At 67.1% G+C, this 16598-nt stretch carries 15 protein-coding genes and 1 riboswitch; of the genes, 6 read left to right on the top strand and 9 right to left on the bottom strand.

The window, feature by feature from the left end:
* Positions 1-29 precede the first annotated feature (29 nt).
* The 3 genes from OG326_RS12250 to OG326_RS12240 are packed head-to-tail and all read left to right on the top strand — an operon-like array spanning position 30 to position 2567.
* Positions 30-902, top strand: a complete 873-nt coding sequence (locus OG326_RS12250) for a hypothetical protein (RefSeq protein ID WP_327144753.1) — start codon at positions 30-32, stop codon at positions 900-902.
* Complete coding sequence (locus OG326_RS12245; protein WP_327144752.1) at positions 902-2068, top strand: glutathionylspermidine synthase family protein; 1167 nt, start codon at positions 902-904, stop codon at positions 2066-2068. The genes OG326_RS12250 and OG326_RS12245 overlap by 1 nt, the downstream gene beginning before the upstream one ends.
* A 46-nt stretch (positions 2069-2114) precedes the next feature.
* Positions 2115-2567 (top strand): DUF350 domain-containing protein, encoded by a 453-nt coding sequence (locus OG326_RS12240; protein WP_442790948.1) that lies wholly within the window; start codon positions 2115-2117, stop codon positions 2565-2567.
* Here the strand turns inward: OG326_RS12240 and OG326_RS12235 are convergent.
* The 6 genes from OG326_RS12235 to OG326_RS12210 all read right to left on the bottom strand — a co-directional run bounded on the left by OG326_RS12235 (position 2564) and on the right by OG326_RS12210 (position 6675).
* Entirely contained in the window at positions 2564-3148 is a 585-nt protein-coding gene (locus tag OG326_RS12235) for a dihydrofolate reductase family protein (protein WP_327144751.1), read from the bottom strand. The genes OG326_RS12240 and OG326_RS12235 overlap by 4 nt on opposite strands.
* Positions 3149-3322: 174 nt before the next feature.
* A complete protein-coding gene (gene mutM / locus OG326_RS12230; protein ID WP_327144750.1) occupies positions 3323-4180 on the bottom strand; it encodes a bifunctional DNA-formamidopyrimidine glycosylase/DNA-(apurinic or apyrimidinic site) lyase in 858 nt (285 codons plus the stop codon).
* 6 nt (positions 4181-4186) lie between these two features.
* Positions 4187-4948: a ribonuclease III gene (gene rnc / locus OG326_RS12225; protein WP_327144749.1), complete on the bottom strand. Its 762-nt coding sequence runs from the start codon at positions 4946-4948 to the stop codon at positions 4187-4189.
* 19 nt (positions 4949-4967) lie between these two features.
* Positions 4968-5150 (bottom strand): 50S ribosomal protein L32, encoded by a 183-nt coding sequence (rpmF, locus tag OG326_RS12220; RefSeq protein ID WP_297611186.1) that lies wholly within the window; start codon positions 5148-5150, stop codon positions 4968-4970.
* A 2-nt stretch (positions 5151-5152) separates the two neighbouring features.
* Positions 5153-5851: a YceD family protein gene (locus OG326_RS12215; protein WP_442791026.1), complete on the bottom strand. Its 699-nt coding sequence runs from the start codon at positions 5849-5851 to the stop codon at positions 5153-5155.
* Between the two features lie 77 nt (positions 5852-5928).
* A complete protein-coding gene (locus tag OG326_RS12210) occupies positions 5929-6675 on the bottom strand; it encodes a DivIVA domain-containing protein (protein ID WP_327144748.1) in 747 nt (248 codons plus the stop codon).
* Between the two features lie 226 nt (positions 6676-6901).
* Between OG326_RS12210 and OG326_RS12205 the strand changes: the two genes are divergently transcribed.
* Both OG326_RS12205 and OG326_RS12200 read left to right on the top strand, forming a co-directional pair.
* Positions 6902-7459 (top strand): GtrA family protein, encoded by a 558-nt coding sequence (locus tag OG326_RS12205; RefSeq protein WP_327144747.1) that lies wholly within the window; start codon positions 6902-6904, stop codon positions 7457-7459.
* Positions 7460-7755: 296 nt separating this feature from the next.
* Positions 7756-8718 carry a hypothetical protein gene (locus OG326_RS12200; RefSeq protein ID WP_327144746.1) on the top strand — a complete coding sequence of 321 codons (963 nt, stop codon included), beginning with the start codon at positions 7756-7758 and terminating at the stop codon, positions 8716-8718.
* Positions 8719-8937: 219 nt separating this feature from the next.
* On the opposite strand, the gene coaD is transcribed toward OG326_RS12200, so the two are convergent.
* The 3 genes from coaD to OG326_RS12185 form a co-directional block, all read right to left on the bottom strand.
* Complete coding sequence (gene coaD / locus OG326_RS12195; RefSeq protein WP_327144745.1) at positions 8938-9423, bottom strand: pantetheine-phosphate adenylyltransferase; 486 nt, start codon at positions 9421-9423, stop codon at positions 8938-8940.
* 216 nt (positions 9424-9639) lie between these two features.
* Complete coding sequence (gene rsmD, locus OG326_RS12190) at positions 9640-10224, bottom strand: 16S rRNA (guanine(966)-N(2))-methyltransferase RsmD (RefSeq protein WP_327144744.1); 585 nt, start codon at positions 10222-10224, stop codon at positions 9640-9642.
* Positions 10221-13625: a pyruvate carboxylase gene (locus OG326_RS12185; protein ID WP_327144743.1), complete on the bottom strand. Its 3405-nt coding sequence runs from the start codon at positions 13623-13625 to the stop codon at positions 10221-10223. Before OG326_RS12185 ends, rsmD begins: the two co-directional genes overlap by 4 nt.
* A 326-nt stretch (positions 13626-13951) precedes the next feature.
* Positions 13952-14147, top strand: a riboswitch (cobalamin riboswitch).
* A gap of 143 nt (positions 14148-14290) precedes the next feature.
* Between OG326_RS12185 and metE the strand changes: the two genes are divergently transcribed.
* On the top strand, positions 14291-16552 hold the full coding sequence (metE, locus tag OG326_RS12180) for a 5-methyltetrahydropteroyltriglutamate--homocysteine S-methyltransferase (protein ID WP_327144742.1): 2262 nt from the start codon (positions 14291-14293) through the stop codon (positions 16550-16552).
* Positions 16553-16598: the final 46 nt, after the last annotated feature.

The following is a 16598-nucleotide window of genomic DNA, read 5'->3' as shown; positions in this document are numbered from 1 at the left end:
AGAGTTCGGCGAGTCCGAGGAGTCCATCGTTGGCCATTGAACGTCTCGGCGGCACCCCTGAGGACCCCGACCACCGCCCCAATCCCGATACCCCGCCCGCGGGCGAAGCCCACCCCACCGAGCCGCTGCGCGACGAATCCGCCGCATCGGGTTCCGCGACTCCCCCGGGGCCGGATCCGCAGTGGGGGAACTATCCGCTTCCCGGCGTCCCGGTCTACCCGCCGCCGGTCTCGAACCCGACTCTCGATCTCCCGGGCCCGACAGTCGAATTCGATGCGTCCCAGCTTCCGGGTGCGTCCGAGGCGCCCCGGCACGGCAGCATGCAGTCGCAGGAGGCCGGCATCACCCAGCCGCGACCGCCGACGGTCGCCGAGGCGCGAGCCCGCGAGAAGGCCCGCAAACGCGCCGAAGAACAGGCTCAGGCGGAGATCGACGCCGCCGAAGGCAAACGCAAGAAGCGCAAGAAGGTCCTGCTCGGCGGCGCGGCCGTGGTCGGTGTCGCGGCACTCGTGGGTGGCGGATACCTGGCTTACGACGCCATCACCACCCCTGACGTGACCGCATCCTGCACGGTGGTGGCCAAGAACGGCGAGACCGTGCCCATCGGCCCGAACCAGACGATCACCGCCACCCAGGACAATCAGGAAATCGTCGTCCCCGATCAGTACTGCCAGGACGCGCAGGACCCCAACCGCGGCGGCAGCGGGCTCGCCACCGCGGGTCTGTTCTTCCTCGCCGGGCACCAGTACCGCTACTACTACGGCGGCCCCAGCCAGACGATCGGCCACGCACCCACCGGCGGCAGCACCACGATCCCCAAGGGCGCGAACGTAAAGACCAAGAGCGGCACCACGATTCAGCGCGGCGGCCTCGGCTCCAAGCTGCACGGAGGAGGTTCCTAGTGCGCCGTGTGCGCAGCGCCCCGCGCCCGGGCTGGAAGCAGATCATCGAGGGCCAGGGGCTGGTGTACGGCTCCCCCGGCGTCGATACCAACGGCCAGCCCCGGCCCTACTGGGACGAATCGGTGCACTACGAGTTCGATATGGACGAGATCCTCGCGCTCGAGGCCCAGGTCGAAGTGCTGCACACCATGTGCCTGCATGCCATCGACAACATCATCCTCACCGAGCGACTCGCGGATTTCGGTCTGCCGCAATGGAGTTGGGAGCACATCACCAACTCCTGGAAGCGCTCGGACCCGCACATCTACGGCCGCTTCGATCTGCGCTACGACGGCCGCGGACCGGCAAAACTGCTGGAGTACAACGCCGATACGCCGACCTCCCTGCTCGAGGCGTCAATTGTGCAGTGGCACTGGCTGACCGACCTGCACCCGGACGACGATCAGTGGAACTCCCTGCACGAGAAGCTGGTCGAGCGCTGGGGTGAAATGCGCGACGTTCTGCCCAGCACCCAATTGCACTTCACCTGGTCGGGCGCGGACGGCAGCGGTGAGGACAATGTCACCACCGCCTATATGCAGGAGACCGCCGCCGAGGCCGGCTTCGACACCATCGCCCTGCCCATCGAAGAGGTCGGATTCGATACGGAGCTCGAACGTTTCGTCGATCTGGCCGAGGCCCCGATCGAATCCATCTTCAAGCTGTACCCGTGGGAGTGGGCGCTCGACGACGACTTCGGCAAGCGCATCACACAATCGCTGCCGAGCACCATGTGGATCGAACCACTGTGGAAGACAATGCTTTCCAACAAGGCGCTGCTCGCGGTGCTCTGGGAGATGTACCCCGGCCACCCGAACCTGTTGCCCGCCTACCTCGATGACCCGCACGAGCTCACCGAATACATCCGCAAGCCGAAACTCGGCCGCGAGGGCGCGAATATGACCATTGTCGGCCCGGGCATGGAAACCGCCACCGGCGGCGTCTACGGCGAGGAGGGCTTCGTCTACCAGATGCTGGACCCGCTACCGGAATTCGACGGTATGCGGCCGGTGCTGGGCGCCTGGATCGTCGGCGACACCTCCGCCGGACTCGGCATTCGCGAGACGGTCGGCCTGATCACCGACGATACTTCTACTTTCGTACCGCACCGTATCCCGCAGTCCTGACCGCACATTCCGCCGTTCCGACCCGACAACTCCGGAGGACGACCCGATGATCACCACCGTGGCGCTCGAAGCGGGATATTGGAGTTCAGTGGGCCGTGGCGTAGGCGCCATCGTCCTCTACGCCCTGGTCGGCCTCGGGCTCATGCTCATCGGCTTCTACGCGGTGGACCTGACCACCCCCGGCAAGCTGCGCGCCATGGTCTCCCAGGGCCTGCCCAATGCGGTGGTGGTCAGCGCCGCGGGCATGCTCAGCATGGCCTTCATCGTGGTGCTGGCCATCTACGCGCAGGCGGGCAAGCTGTCCGAGGGCCTCATCGCGGCCCTCATCTACGGCCTGGTCGGCATCGTCGCCCAGGTGATCTCGGTCCGCGTCATCGAATACGCCCTCGGCATAGACATCGGCGCCGTCCTCGAGGCTCCCGAGTTCAGCACCGATTCCCTGATCGTGGCCGCCGCCCACTTCGCCCTCGGCCTGGTCGTCGCCGTCGCGATCCTCTAGCGCACCCGGCTGTACTTCAGGAAGGCCACGCCGTCCTCGAAGATGCGGCTGGTGAGCACCCGGAAGCGGGTGGCCTCGGGCAGCCGGGCGCCCGCACCGAACAGCGGCCGGCCCGTGCCCAGCACGATGGGATAGACCTTCAGGAAGATCTGATCGATCTCCGGCAGCAGGGTCTGGGCCAGCTCGCCACCGCCGCACAACCAGATGCCGAGCCCCTTCTCCCGCTTGAGCTCGCGCACCCGCGCCAGCGGATCCTCGGCGATGAGTTCCACATCCGGATCGGGGGCCTCCGGCAGCGTCTGCGACACCACGTACTGCCGCAGATGCGAATACGGGCTGGAGGTGCCCGTCCGCACGCCGAAATCGTGCGTCTTACGGCCCATGATCACCGTGTCGAAGGTCATGCTCGGCTTGGTGTCCACACCGAGCGATTCCCGCACCTTGGTGGGCAGCGTCTCCGGATACTGCGCGACGATCGCGGGACCGTGATCACCTCCCACCGGGAAGAAGTCCACCGAACCGTTCTCGGTGGCGATGAACCCGTCGATGGTGGCCGCGACGTAATAGGTCAGTTTGCGCATTGGTCCCTCCAGCCGGCACCACACGTGCCGCTCCCAAAAAGGTAGCGCTTCACGCCGTTCCATAGGGAGGCAAGACCGAAGAGCGGGAGGCATCGATCACACGGACGGCGCGGCCCGTCGGCTTGCGCGGCACGATCGGTCAGCCACAGGGGCGCAGGTCAACCGCGCGACCGGTCAGCCGCGCGGGCGCGGCTGGCAGCGCGGGCAGGAGAAGGACGAACGGTTCATGAACTTCTCGCGGACCATCGGCGCACCGCAGCGACGGCACGGCTCGTGCTCGCGGCCGTAGGCGTTGAGGGAACGCTCGAAGTAGCCGGACTGGCCGTTCACGTTCACGTAGAGGGCGTCGAAGGACGTGCCGCCCGCCTGCAGCGCCTCGCTCATCACCGTCCCGGCCTCGGTGAGCAGTCCGTGCAGTGCGGGGCGAGTCAGCTTGGCCGCCACCCGCTCGCCGTGAATTCCGGCCCGCCACAGCGCCTCGTCGGCATAGATATTGCCGACGCCGGACACGATGGTCTGATCCAGCAGCACCCGCTTGATCTCGGACTGCTTGGCGCGCAAGCCCTTCACCACCCGATCCGCGTCGAACAGCGGATCCAGGGGGTCGCGGCCGATATGCGCCACCGGTTCCGGCAGCAGCGTCCCCTCGACCTCGACCAGATCGGCCAACTGCCAGCCGCCGAAGGTGCGCTGATCGATGAAGCGCAACTCCTGCCCGGAATCGAGGGTCGCGATGATATGCGCGTGCTTCTCCCGGGGAGCGTCGGCAGGCTGCACCAGCATCTGCCCGCTCATGCCCAGGTGCACCACGAGTGAGGTATCGGGCTCATCGAAGGTGAGCCACAGGAATTTGCCGCGCCGCTTGGCGGATTCGACCCGCAGGCCGGTGAGACGGGCGGCGAGATCCGCGCCGCCGGGCTCGTGCCGCCGCACCGATCGCGGGTGCCCGACCGTAACAGCGCGAACGACGCGGCCCACCACATGTTCGGTGAGACCGCGTCGGACGACTTCGACTTCGGGAAGTTCGGGCATCGGCGTTTACTGCGCCGTGCCTTCGGCGGGCTTCTCGGCGGCGTTCAGCTGCTGATAGGCAGCGCCCGCGGCCTTCTGCTCCGCTTCCTTCTTGGAACGGCCCACCCCCTGGCCGTACGCCTTCCCACCGATCACCGCGGTGGCGGTGAACTCCTTGTCGTGGTCGGGCCCGGTGGAGGTGATTTCGTAACTGGGCACGCCGATTCCGCGTTCGGCGGTCAGCTCCTGCAGGCTGGTCTTCCAGTCGAGCCCGGCTCCCATGCGGGGGCCACGCTCGAGCAACGCCGCGAACAGCGTCAGCACCACAGTGCGTGCCACATCGATGCCGTGCTCGAGATGCACGGCTCCGAGCAGTGATTCCATGCCATCGGCAAGGATGCTCGGCTTGTCCCGGCCACCGGTGAGCTCTTCGCCCTTACCAAGCAGCAGGTGCACACCGAGACCACCCGGACCAAGCACCCGGGCCACCTCGGCGAGGGCGTGCATATTCACTACGCTCGCGCGCAGCTTCGCCAACTCGCCTTCGGATTTTTCGGGATGCTCGAGGTACAGGCGTTCGGTAATGCTCAGGCCGAGCACGGAGTCGCCCAGAAATTCCAGGCGCTCGTTGGTCGGCAGCCCGCCGTTCTCGTAGGCATACGACCGGTGGGTGAGCGCGAGGCGCAACAGGTCCGGACGCAGGCCGACGCCGAGCGCTTCGAGCAGGCTGGAATGGTCGGCGGAGTCACCCACGGCGGGCCCCTCCGCCGCGTCCTTGCTGGCGGTCACGGTCGGCTGGATCAGAGAATCAAACCGCAGCGGTGACCTGGCGGCCCTTGTACGTGCCGCAGGAAGGGCACGCGATGTGCGGCAGGGTCGCCTGGCCGCAGGCCCGGTTCGGGCAGGTGATCAGGGTAGGCGCACTGGCCTTCCACTGGCTCCGGCGCGAGTGGGTGTTGGAACGGGACATCCGGCGCTTCGGAACGGCCACGACTACTTCTCCTCTGTCCTCGGACTCACGGCGCCACTGTGCCCCGTGAGTTCAGAATCTGTTGATGGGTCCGGCGCAGCGCCAGAGGCGCCGCTTCCGGGGGCTAGATCACTGACGACTTCGTCGTCGGCGACGGTCAATTTCGCGAGCCCGGCCCAGCGAGGGTCAAGTATGTCATGACCATGGCCGGAACCCGCAATCGCCATCCGTACACCGCATTCCGGGCACAATCCCGCACAGTCCGGCTCGCAGACCGGCTGCAGCGACAGTTCCAACCCGACGGAGTCGATGACCACCGGCTCGAGTTCGATCATGTCGTCCACCAGACGATGGATCTCGTCTTCCTCGGTGGTCTTCTCGGTATTGCTGTCCGGGTAGGCGAACAGCTCGGTGAGGTACAGCTCGACCTGGTCCGTGAACGGTTCCAGGCAGCGCGAGCATTCGCCTTCGACGGGCGCCGACACCGTGCCGATGATCAGCACGCCCTCGGACACCGACTGCATGGTGAGGTCGAGCTCGACCTGCGCACCTGCGGGAATGCCGACCATTTCGAGGCCGATCTTCTCGTCGGTGACAACCGTCCGCTTCAGCTCACGCATCGAGCCGGGCTTACGCCCGAGGCTGCGCGTGTCCAGCATGAAGCCGACGTCGTCGGACGTCGTAAGACGATGACGCGGCTTGGAACCGGATTCGGCGGACATCAGGGACTCACTCACGCTCGGTATGGAATGGGCAACCACCCAACAATACCGAAGCGCTCCCAATCAGCCCAAACCGGCTACCGGCGGAACTCCCCCGCATAATCCTGCACGGGCGTACCGGAACGCACCTGGTGGCGGCCGCGGCCGATGATACGCAGCGTGCTGTGCAGGGTCTCCTCGAAATCGGCCAGCTTGCCGTCGACGTACTCGTCGCATTCGGTGCGCAGGCGGTCGGAGTCGGCCGTCGCGCCGTCGATGAGACGGGCGGATTCGGCGTGCGCGGCCCGCACCACCTCGGTCGCGGAGACCAATCGATCCTGCTCGGCCTTGCCCTCGGCGACCGAACGGTCGTAGGAGGCCTGACCGGAGGCGACCATGCGATCGGCCTCGGAACGGGCCCGGCCGGTGACGGCCTCGTACTCGTTATTGCCGTCGGTGACCACCCGCTCGGCCTCCGCCTCCGCCGAACCGACGAGGTGCTCGGCGTGCGCGCGGGCCTCGGCGACCATGCGATCGGCGTGCGCCTTGGCATCGGAGAGGATGCGATCGGCTTCGTCGCGAGCACCGGTGACGGTCAGGTGCGCCTGCTCGTTCGCGCCGGTCACGGTGGTATCGGCGGAATTGCGGGCGTCGGTGACGATCTTGTCGCGGTGATCGAGCACGTCCTGGGCGTCGTCGAGCTCGCCGGGCAGCGCCTCACGCACATCGTCGAGTAGTTCGAGCACCTCACCACGCGGCACGATGCAGTTCCGAGTCGGCGGGATACCCCGCGCCTCCTCGATGATGGCCACGAGTTCGTCGAGTGCTTCGAATACGCGGTACATGTGCTACCCCACTCTCCTGCCTGGACTAAACGGCGAGACTCCTCCGTTTGTATAAGTCTGCCCTCCTGCGCGCAGGGGACAAGGTTCGTTCGCGGCGTGTCGGAGAGCTGTTTCACACATCGGAAAAGAAGTGGAGGAATCCCCTCCAGTTGATGTTAAATTTAGGTAGCAGAAAAGTGTTGGGTCGGGGCAACGGAGCACCCCGACGTGTTCGAGGGAAAAGACCATGGCTGTGCTGGACATCCCGCAGCGGGGCGCGACACCCGTCCCCGGTCTCGCCGACGCATACTCGTACGGCACCGAGGCCATCGCCTACGGCACCGAAGCCGTGGCCACCGGTACCGAGGCCGTCCGGACAGCCGGAGTGCGCTGGACCGCACAGCTCGGCGACTGGTTGCGCAGCGACCACACCCTCGCCCAGCTCATTCGCTTCGCGTTGGTCGGCGGGCTCAGCAATGTCGGCTACCTGCTGCTGTTCCTGGCCTTCTACGGTGAGGGACCGCAGCTCGCGAATCTGACCGGTTCGATCGTGAGCACCGCGATCGCCAATGAACTGCATCGGCGGCTGACCTTCCACGCGGCCGGCCGCGTGCGCTGGTACACCGCGCAGATCGAGGGCGGCGGGCTGGCGCTGGCGGGTCTGGCCATCACCTCGGGCGGGCTCGCGATCCTGACCAATACCGCGCCCGGACTGGGCGGCTTCGCGGAAGCCGCTGCGGTACTGGCGATCACGGCGGCCGTGGGCACCTTCCGCTTCCTGACGCTGCGTCTGTGGGTGTTCTGATCTCCCGCGTGTTCTGAGTTCCAGCTTTCCGAATCCTCGCATTCGCCGACCGGGCCGAAATCCGGCGGGGGGTGCGAGGATTCGCTGTTTCCGGAGGTGGGGAACCGCATCGGGCATGTCTGCGTCAAAGCAAGCATCGACCGAATGAAAGGGGTTCCGAAGATGCGGCGATCGCATGGATGCCTTGGGGGACGGCGGGATACGCGCGGGCCCGGTGTGCAACGTCCGCTGGGCCGGGTCGACAGATCGTGTGTGCAACACAGTTGGCGGCGGGGGCGTCCACGCAAGGAGGGCGAATGACTCCTGATCGGCCGAGTACCGAGACGGCAGTGGCCAGGTCTCGACGCCAGTGTGCGCCGCAGAGATTGGCGCGCAGACTGCTCGAGGGCTGCGGCGCTCCGGCGCCCGGTGCGGAGGCGCACAACTGGCGGGACCGGCATCGGCTGCTCATCGAGGCGGTACTGCCGGAGATGGCCGAAGCGACTGTGGTGAGCCATCAATCGGCGGCCGTCCTGTACGGCACCACCCTGTGGCGCACGCCCCTGGACCGAGTCTGCGTGACCCGCAATCGCCGTGGCGGCGGCCGCATCCGGCCGTACGCGAAAGTGTATGGCTCCCCCATCGATTCGGCGGTGGAGGTGGACGGCCTGCTGGTCACCACGCCCGCCCGCACCGTGGTCGATCTGGCGCTCACCCTGCCGTTCGATGCGGCCGTGGTCGCCTGCGATGCCCTCACCGGGGCCTTCGGAATCACCGCGTCCGAGCTGACAGCCGAACTGGCGCAGGCGAAATGCCGGCACGGCATCACGCAGGCCAAACAGGTGGTCGCCCTGGTGGACGGGCGCAGTCAGAGCGTCGGCGAATCGCTGAGCCGGGTGATGCTGCATCGCCGATATCTGCCCATGCCGCGATCACAGGGCAATGTGCTGACCCCCGACGGCCGATTCGTGGGCCGCGTCGACTTCTACTACGAGGATGCCGGCGTGCTCTGCGAGTTCGACGGGCCGATCCGCTACGGCCGGCTACTGCAGCACGGTCAGCCCGCGGCCGATGTCGTCCGCCGTGAACAGACCCGCGAAAACTACCTGCGCGCCTTGGGTTTCCAGGTGGTCCGCTGGACCTGGAACGAACTGCAGGAAGATACGGCGGCCCGCCGCCTGCGCACCGCCCTGGCCCGCGGACGCTCGGCACGAGCCGACGGCCGCATCGAACCCGCCCCCGCGCCGGAACCGCGCCAGGCCCTGGTGCGCGCACTGTGAGGCGCCGGGTATGGACGCATCCACCGCTACTAGTTCGCCCCGTCGTGAACGAGCACGACGGGGCGAAAGCAGATCACGCCATTCGGTTCAGGCGCGTCACCGTGAACGGCGGTTCGGGCCCGCCCGCGTAATTGGTCGGGCGGACACCGCACAGCCGGTTCTAGCGGGCCACGACGCAGTTCAGGCAGGACCGCGCGGGCGAGGGGACGCCCGTGCGGTTCAGCCGCGTCGTTCGGCAATGCGCGCGAGCAGTTGCTTGTGCACGGCCGGCGGCAGCAGATCCGCGATATCGCCGCCGTAGGAGGCGACCTCCTTCACCAGCGAGCTGGAGACGAAGCCGTAGAGCGGGTTGGTGGCGATGAAGAAGGTGTCGACCCCGGACAGCTTGCGGTTCATCTGCGCCATCTGCAGCTCGTACCCGAAGTCCGTGGCATCCCGCAATCCCTTGATGATGGCGGTAAGGCCTTGTGCGCGAGCGAAATCCACGAGCAGGCCTTGCCAGGATTCGGTGCGAACATTCGGCAGGTGCGCAGTGACCTCCCGAATCAGCTCCATCCGCTCCTCGACGGTGAACATCCCCTTCTTGTTGGGGTTGATCATCACCGTCACAACGACCTCGTCGAATTGCGCGGCCGCTCGCGTGATCACATCGAGATGTCCATTGGTCACCGGGTCGAACGACCCCGGGCAGAGTGCTCCAGCCATGGCCGCACGCTACCGCAGCGCACTAGTCCCTACTGCTGCGGACTCGCCGCCGGAGTAGGCACCCGCACATAGCTTGTATCCGCGAAAGGCCACCACCAGCGCCCACCCGAAACCTCATGCCCGTCATGGCTGATCGGGGCCGGTGATGGCCGTCGACCAGGAACTGACGGCAGGACCTACTCGAACGATGCCGCCGTCAGTTCCTGGTGATCTTGTCTACGGCTCGTATTCGGCGAGATCCAGTCGGGTTTCGCCGTAGGTGCGGGATTTCAGGGGTGTGAAGCCCTCGGGCCACTTCAGTTCGGGGGAACGGGTGGAGCGTTCCACGACGACCAGGGCTTCGGGGTGGAGCCAGCCGCCCTGCACGAGGGCGCGCAGGTCGTCTTCCACCTCGGTGACGTCGAGGTCGTAGGGCGGATCGGAGAAGACCAGGTCGTAGGGGCCGCCTGCCGGCGAGGATGCGCCGACGCCTACTGCGCTGCGGCCGAGCAGGGAGGCGACCGTAGTGGTGCGCAGGTCCGCGCCGGAGAGACCGAGGTCGGTCATATTGCCGCGAATCACCGTGGCGGCCTTGCGGTCGGCTTCGACCAGCAGGGCGTGGGACGCGCCACGGGACAGGGCTTCCAGGCCGAGCGCGCCGGAACCGGCGTACAGGTCCAGGACGCGGGTGTCGTCGAAATCCATGCGGGAGGCGAGCATATTGAAGAGCGCCTCGCGGACACGGTCCGAGGTGGGGCGGGTGCCCTCGGGCGGGACGCGTAGCCGGCGTCCGCCCGCGGTGCCTCCGATGATCCGGGTCATTCGGCGGCTGTCTCGGTGATGTTCACGTCCACCAGCAGATCCCCGCCTTCGACCTGCTGGACCTTGCTGATGGCGACCCGGCGCACCGTGCCCGCCCGCGGGGCGGTGATGGCGGCCTCCATCTTCATGGCCTCGATGGTGCCGATGGTGTCGCCCGCCGTGACCGAATCACCTTCGGAGACAGCGAGGGTGACCACGCCGGCAAACGGTGCGGCGATATGGCCGGCGTTGTTCTTGTCTGCCTTCTCGGCGGCCGGGACCTCACTGGCTATGGAGCGGTCCCGCACGGTGATGGGGCGGAGCTGGCCATTGAGGATGCACATGACCGTGCGCATACCGCGCTCGTCGGGCTCGGAGATGGCTTCCAGGCCGATGAGCAGCGTGACGCCCTTGTCCAGCTGGACGCGGTGCTCTTCGTCGTGGCGCAGGCCGTAGAAGAACTGGTTGGCGGACAGGCCGGTGGTATCGCCGAACTTCTCACGGTGCGCGAGGAATTCGGCGGTCGGGGCGGGGAACAGCAGCCGGTTCAGCGTCCCGCGCCGCTCTTCGGAGCTACCGGCGAGGCCCGCTTCGTCGGTGGCGGTGAGCTGGGTTTCCGGCTTGGCCGGACCACGACCGGCAAGCGCACGGGTGCGGAACGGTTCAGGCCAGCCACCGGCCGGAGTGCCGAGTTCACCACGCAGGAAACCGATCACCGAATCCGGAATGTCGTAACGACCCGGATCGGAAGCGAAATCCTCGACATCAACACCGGAGCCGACGAGCGCCAAAGCCAGGTCGCCGACGACCTTGGAGGACGGGGTCACCTTGACCAAACGACCCAGAAGACGGTCGGCCGCAGCATATTTGGCCTCGACCTCCTCGAACTGATCACCCAGACCCAGCGCAATCGCCTGCTGCCGCAGATTCGACAACTGCCCGCCGGGAATCTCGTGGGTGTACACGCGTCCCGTCGGGCCCGGCAGCCCGGATTCGAAGGGCCCGTAGACCTTGCGCAGCGACTCCCAGTACGGCTCCAGGTCACACACATTCTGCAGGCTCAGCCCGGTATCGTGCGGTGAATTCGCCGCTGCGGCAACGATTGCCGACAGCGCGGGCTGACTGGTGGTACCGGCCATCGGCGCACTCGCACCGTCGACGGCATCCGCTCCGGCCTGCCACGCCGACAGATAGGTGGCGAGCTGCCCGCCCGGGGTGTCGTGGGTGTGCACATGCACCGGCAGGTCGAATTCGCGCCGCAGCGCGGTCACCAGGGTCGCGGCGGCCGGTGCACGCAGCAGGCCCGCCATGTCCTTGATGCCGATGATGTGCGCCCCGGCCTCGACGATCTGCTCGGCGAGCTTGAGGTAGTAGTCGAGGGTGTAGAGGTTCTCGTTCGGGTTGGACAGATCGCCGGTGTAGCTCATGGCGACTTCCGCTACGGCAGTGCCGGTTTCGCACACCGCGTCGATCGCCGGGCGCATCTGATCGACATTGTTGAGCGCGTCGAAGATACGGAAGATATCGATGCCCGTTGCCGTCGCTTCGGAAACGAAAGCGCGCGTGACCTTTTCGGGGTAGGGCGTATAGCCGACGGTATTACGACCGCGCAGCAGCATCTGCAGGTTGATATTCGGCACGGCTTCACGCAGTACGGCCAACCGCTCCCACGGATCCTCGTACAGGAACCGCAACGCCACGTCATACGTTGCCCCACCCCAGCATTCGATAGACAGCAGCTCCGGCGTCAAACGCGCGACATGCCCCGCCACATCCAGCAGACCATTGGTCCGCACCCGGGTGGCCAGCAGCGACTGGTGCGCGTCACGGAAGGTGGTGTCGGTGACCGCCACACCGGGCTGCGCCCGCAGCGCCCGGGCGAAGCCCTCCGGCCCCAGTTCCAGCAGACGCTGCCGCGATCCGGCCGGCGGCGGCACGGTGGTGTCGATGGCGGGCAGCTTGTCGTGCGGGTACAGCTTCGTGGGCCGGGTCCCGTGCGGCTTGTTCACGGTGACGTCGGCGAGGTAGTTCAAGATCTTGGTGCCGCGGTCGGCCGAGCTCTTCAGCGTCAGCAGCTGCGGGCGCTCGTCGATGAACGAGGTGGTGACGCGTCCGGCCCGGAAGTCCGGATCGTCGAGCACCGCCAGCAGGAACGGAATATTGGTCGTGACGCCACGAATGCGGAACTCGGCCACCGACCGCCGGGCGCGGGCCATGGCGGTCTGGAAGTCGCGGCCGCGGCAGGTGAGCTTCACCAGCATAGAATCGAAGTACGCACCGACCTCCGCACCGACATTGGTACCGCCGTCGAGGCGCACACCCGCGCCGCCGGGACTGCGGTAACCGGTGATACGACCGGTGTCCGGGCGGAAGCCGTTGGCCGGATCCTCGGTGGTGATACGGCACTGCAGGGCCGCGCCCCGGATGACGATCGAATCCTGGCTCAACCCAAGATCTTCCAGGGTCTCCCCCGCCGCGATCCGCATCTGCGACTGCACCAGATCCACATCGGTGATCTCCTCGGTCACCGTGTGCTCCACCTGAATACGCGGATTCATCTCGATGAATACGTGATTGCCACGCTCATCCAGCAGGAACTCCACCGTCCCCGCGCAGGAATAGTTGATCTCCTTCGCGAATGCCACCGCATCCGCGCAAATCCGCTCCCGCAGTGCAGGATCCAGATTCGGCGCGGGCGCCATCTCGATCACCTTCTGATGCCGCCGCTGCAACGAACAATCCCGCTCGAACAGATGAATCACATTGCCCCGCTGATCAGCAAGAATCTGCACCTCGATATGACGAGGATTGATCACCGCCTGCTCCAGGAACACCGTCGCATCACCGAACGCCGACTCCGCCTCCCGCGCAGCGGCTTCGATGGCCTCACGCAACTGCGCCTTGTCCGCGACCCGGCGCATACCGCGCCCGCCACCACCGGCCACAGCCTTCACGAAGAGCGGGAAGTGCATGCTCTCGGCAGCGGCGACCAATTCGTCCACCTCCGAGGACGGCTCACTGGAGGCGAGCACCGGCAATCCGGCGGCCTTGGCGGCGGCGATCGCGCGCGCCTTGTTACCGGTCAGCTCGAGCACATGCGCCGACGGCCCGACGAAGGTGATGCCCTCCGCCGCACACGCTGCCGCCAGATCCGGGTTCTCGGAAAGAAATCCGTAGCCGGGGTAGATGGCGTCGGCGCCGGCGGACTTGGCCGCGCTGATGATCTCCGCAATGGACAGGTACGCGCGTACCGGATGTCCGGGCTCGCCGATCTGGTACGCCTCGTCGGCTTTCAAACGATGAACCGAGTTGCGGTCCTCGTACGGAAACACCGCGACGGTGCCGATGCCGAGTTCGTAGGCCGCGCGGAATGCGCGAATGGCGATCTCGCCGCGGTTGGCGACCAGGACTTTGGAGAACATTCGCCTAAGGTACCTGCCCCGGTATGCCCGGCGGGCATCGAAGCCGGGTTCGCAGCAATCTTCACAGTCACATACCGGGCGGTTGCGAATTTCTGTTCATCACCTGGACACATGCACTCCTGTGAGGTCCACGCATTGCGGCCGCCGGGGTTCGCCGACTTGCTAAGTCGAGTCGGTGAAGAGCCGCCGGTACGGACCGGCCGGCATACCCGTCGGTAGGGGCGAAGCGCTGCCCCGCGCCGGGCCGACCGGCGGAGCCGATATGCTCGTATTGCAATCGGTTCGCTCGGTGCGTGCGTTGGAGGCCTCCGCCTATCGCACCGCGCGTCGAAGCTTCCGCACTCGACCTCGAATGCGGATGTGAGAGGGAAGCTGGTGAGAATCCAGCACTGTCCCGCAGCGGTATGCAGGAACGACCGCCGTCACAAGCACTGGGTTCATACCTGGGAAGCGACGGCCACTAGGTCGGCCGAGAGGCCGGTGCCTGCGAGTCCGAAGACCTGCCGAATGCGCCGGGTACGCCGTACCCGGCGGTCTCCGCCTCGTGGACTGGGTGGACGGACCGGTGCTTCCCGCACGCCGTATCGACGTCGCGCCCGGGGACTCCTGCGTTCGTGCTCACCTGTGGCGTCGACCAGTGGCATTGGAACATTTGGAGCACAGCCGTGACCAACAATTCCCCTTTCACCGCAACAGTTCTCGGCCTCCCCCGGATCGGGCCCAACCGTGAACTCAAGCGCGCGACCGAGTCCTACTGGGCGGGACGCAGCGGTGCCGACGAACTGCACGCGGTCGCCGCGCAGCTGCGCCGCGCCCAGCTCACCGAGCTCGTCGCGGCCGGACTGGATTCGATTCCGGTCGGCACCTTCTCCTACTACGACCAGATCCTGGACACCGCGGCCATGTTCGGCGCGCTGCCACCGCGGGTCACCGGTATCGCCGATCCGCTGGACCGCTATTTCGCGGCGGCGCGCGGCAATGATTCGGTCGAACCCCTGGAAATGACCAAGTGGTTCGACACCAACTACCACTACCTGGTGCCGGAGCTGGGCGCACACACCGAATTCACGCTGAACGCCGAGAAGATCCTCGCCGAGCTGCGCGAGGCCCTGGAGCTCGGCGTCCCCGCCCGTCCGGTCGTGATCGGCCCGGTCACCTTCCTGAAGCTGGCCAAGGACGCCGAGGGTGATCCGCTGCGGCGCATCGACGCCCTGCTGCCGCTGTACATCGACCTGCTGGGTCAGCTCGCCGCGGCGGGTGCGCAGTGGGTGCAGCTCGACGAGCCGGTGCTGGTCACCGATCTGACCGAGGCCGAGCTCACCGTCGTGGGCCGGGTGTACGAGGAACTGTCGGCGCTCGCCGAGCGGCCCGCGCTGCTGGTGGCCACCTATTTCGGCCGCCCGGGCGCGGCCCTGCCGGTGCTGGCGGCGACCGGGATCGAGGGCATCACCCTGGATCTCACCGCCGGGGCCACCGTCGATGCCATTGCGGCGATCCCGGCACTCGCGGGCAAGCTGATCGTGGCCGGTGTGGTGGACGGCCGCAATGTGTGGCGCACCGATGCCGATCGCGCGCTCGCCGTGCTGGGCACACTGCTCGGCAGCACCGGCGCACTGGTGGTATCGACCTCCTGCTCACTGCTGCATGTGCCGTATTCGCTTGCGGCGGAGACCGATATCGATGCGGCGCTGCGCTCGTGGCTCGCCTTCGGCGCGGAGAAGGTCGCCGAGGTGCGCCTGCTGGCCACCGCACTGCACGAGGGCACCGAGGCGGTGGCCGATGAATTGGCCGCTGCCCGTGCGGCTCACGCGGCCCGCGCCACCGATCCCCGGCTGCGCAATGACACCGTGCGTGCCCGCCTCAGCGCACTCGGCGAGTCCGCCACCCACCGCGCCCCGGCCGCGGATCGCCGTGTGCTGCAACAGGAACGGCTGCAGCTGCCGCTGCTGCCGACCACCACGATCGGCTCCTACCCGCAGACGACCGCGATCCGCAAGGACCGCGCGGCCTTCACCAAGGGCGCGATCACGGCCGAGCAGTACCGCGATCGCATGCGTGCCGAGATCGCCGATGTCATAGCGCTGCAGGAGAAGCTGGGCCTGGACGTGCTGGTGCACGGCGAGCCCGAGCGCAATGACATGGTGCAGTACTTCGCCGAGCAGCTGACCGGCTTCCATGCCACCGCACATGCCTGGGTGCAGTCCTACGGCAGCCGCTGCGTGCGCCCGCCGATCCTGTACGGCGATGTGACACGGCCGAATCCGATGACGGTCGAGTGGATCGCCTACGCACAGTCGCTCACCGATAAGCCGGTCAAGGGCATGCTGACCGGTCCGGTCACCATTCTCGCGTGGTCGTTCGTGCGCGACGACCAGCCGATCGAGGACACCGCCCGCCAGGTGGCGCTCGCGATTCGGGACGAGACGGTCGATCTGCAGGCCGCGGGCATCCGCGTCATCCAGGTCGACGAGCCCGCCCTGCGCGAGCTGCTCCCGCTGCGGGCCGATGCCAAGCAGCAGTACCTGGCCTGGGCGGTCGACGCCTTCCGGCTCGCGACCTCCGGCGTCTCGGATGCCACCCAGATCCACACGCATCTCTGCTATTCCGAGTTCGGTGAGGTCATCGGCGCCATCGCCGCCCTCGACGCCGACGTCACCTCCATCGAGGCCGCGCGCTCGCATATGGAGGTCCTCGACGATCTCACTGCGGCGGGCTTCTCACTGGGCGTCGGCCCGGGTGTCTACGACATCCACTCCCCGCGCGTCCCGGAGGTCGAGGAGATCACCACCTCCCTGCGTGAGGCGCTGAAAGCGGTTCCCGCCGAACGTCTCTGGGTCAATCCGGACTGCGGCCTGAAGACCCGCGGCCAGGCCGAGGTCGAGGCCTCGCTGCGCAATCTGGTCGAAGCGGCCCGCGCGGTGCGCTGATTCGCCCCCTAGCCCGACCCACGCAAAGCGCCCGCAGTCAGCCGAC

The sequence above is a fragment of the Nocardia sp. NBC_01327 genome, from assembly GCF_035958815.1.
Lineage (GTDB): Bacteria > Actinomycetota > Actinomycetes > Mycobacteriales > Mycobacteriaceae > Nocardia.
This window is presented reverse-complemented; position numbering and strand designations above follow the sequence as displayed.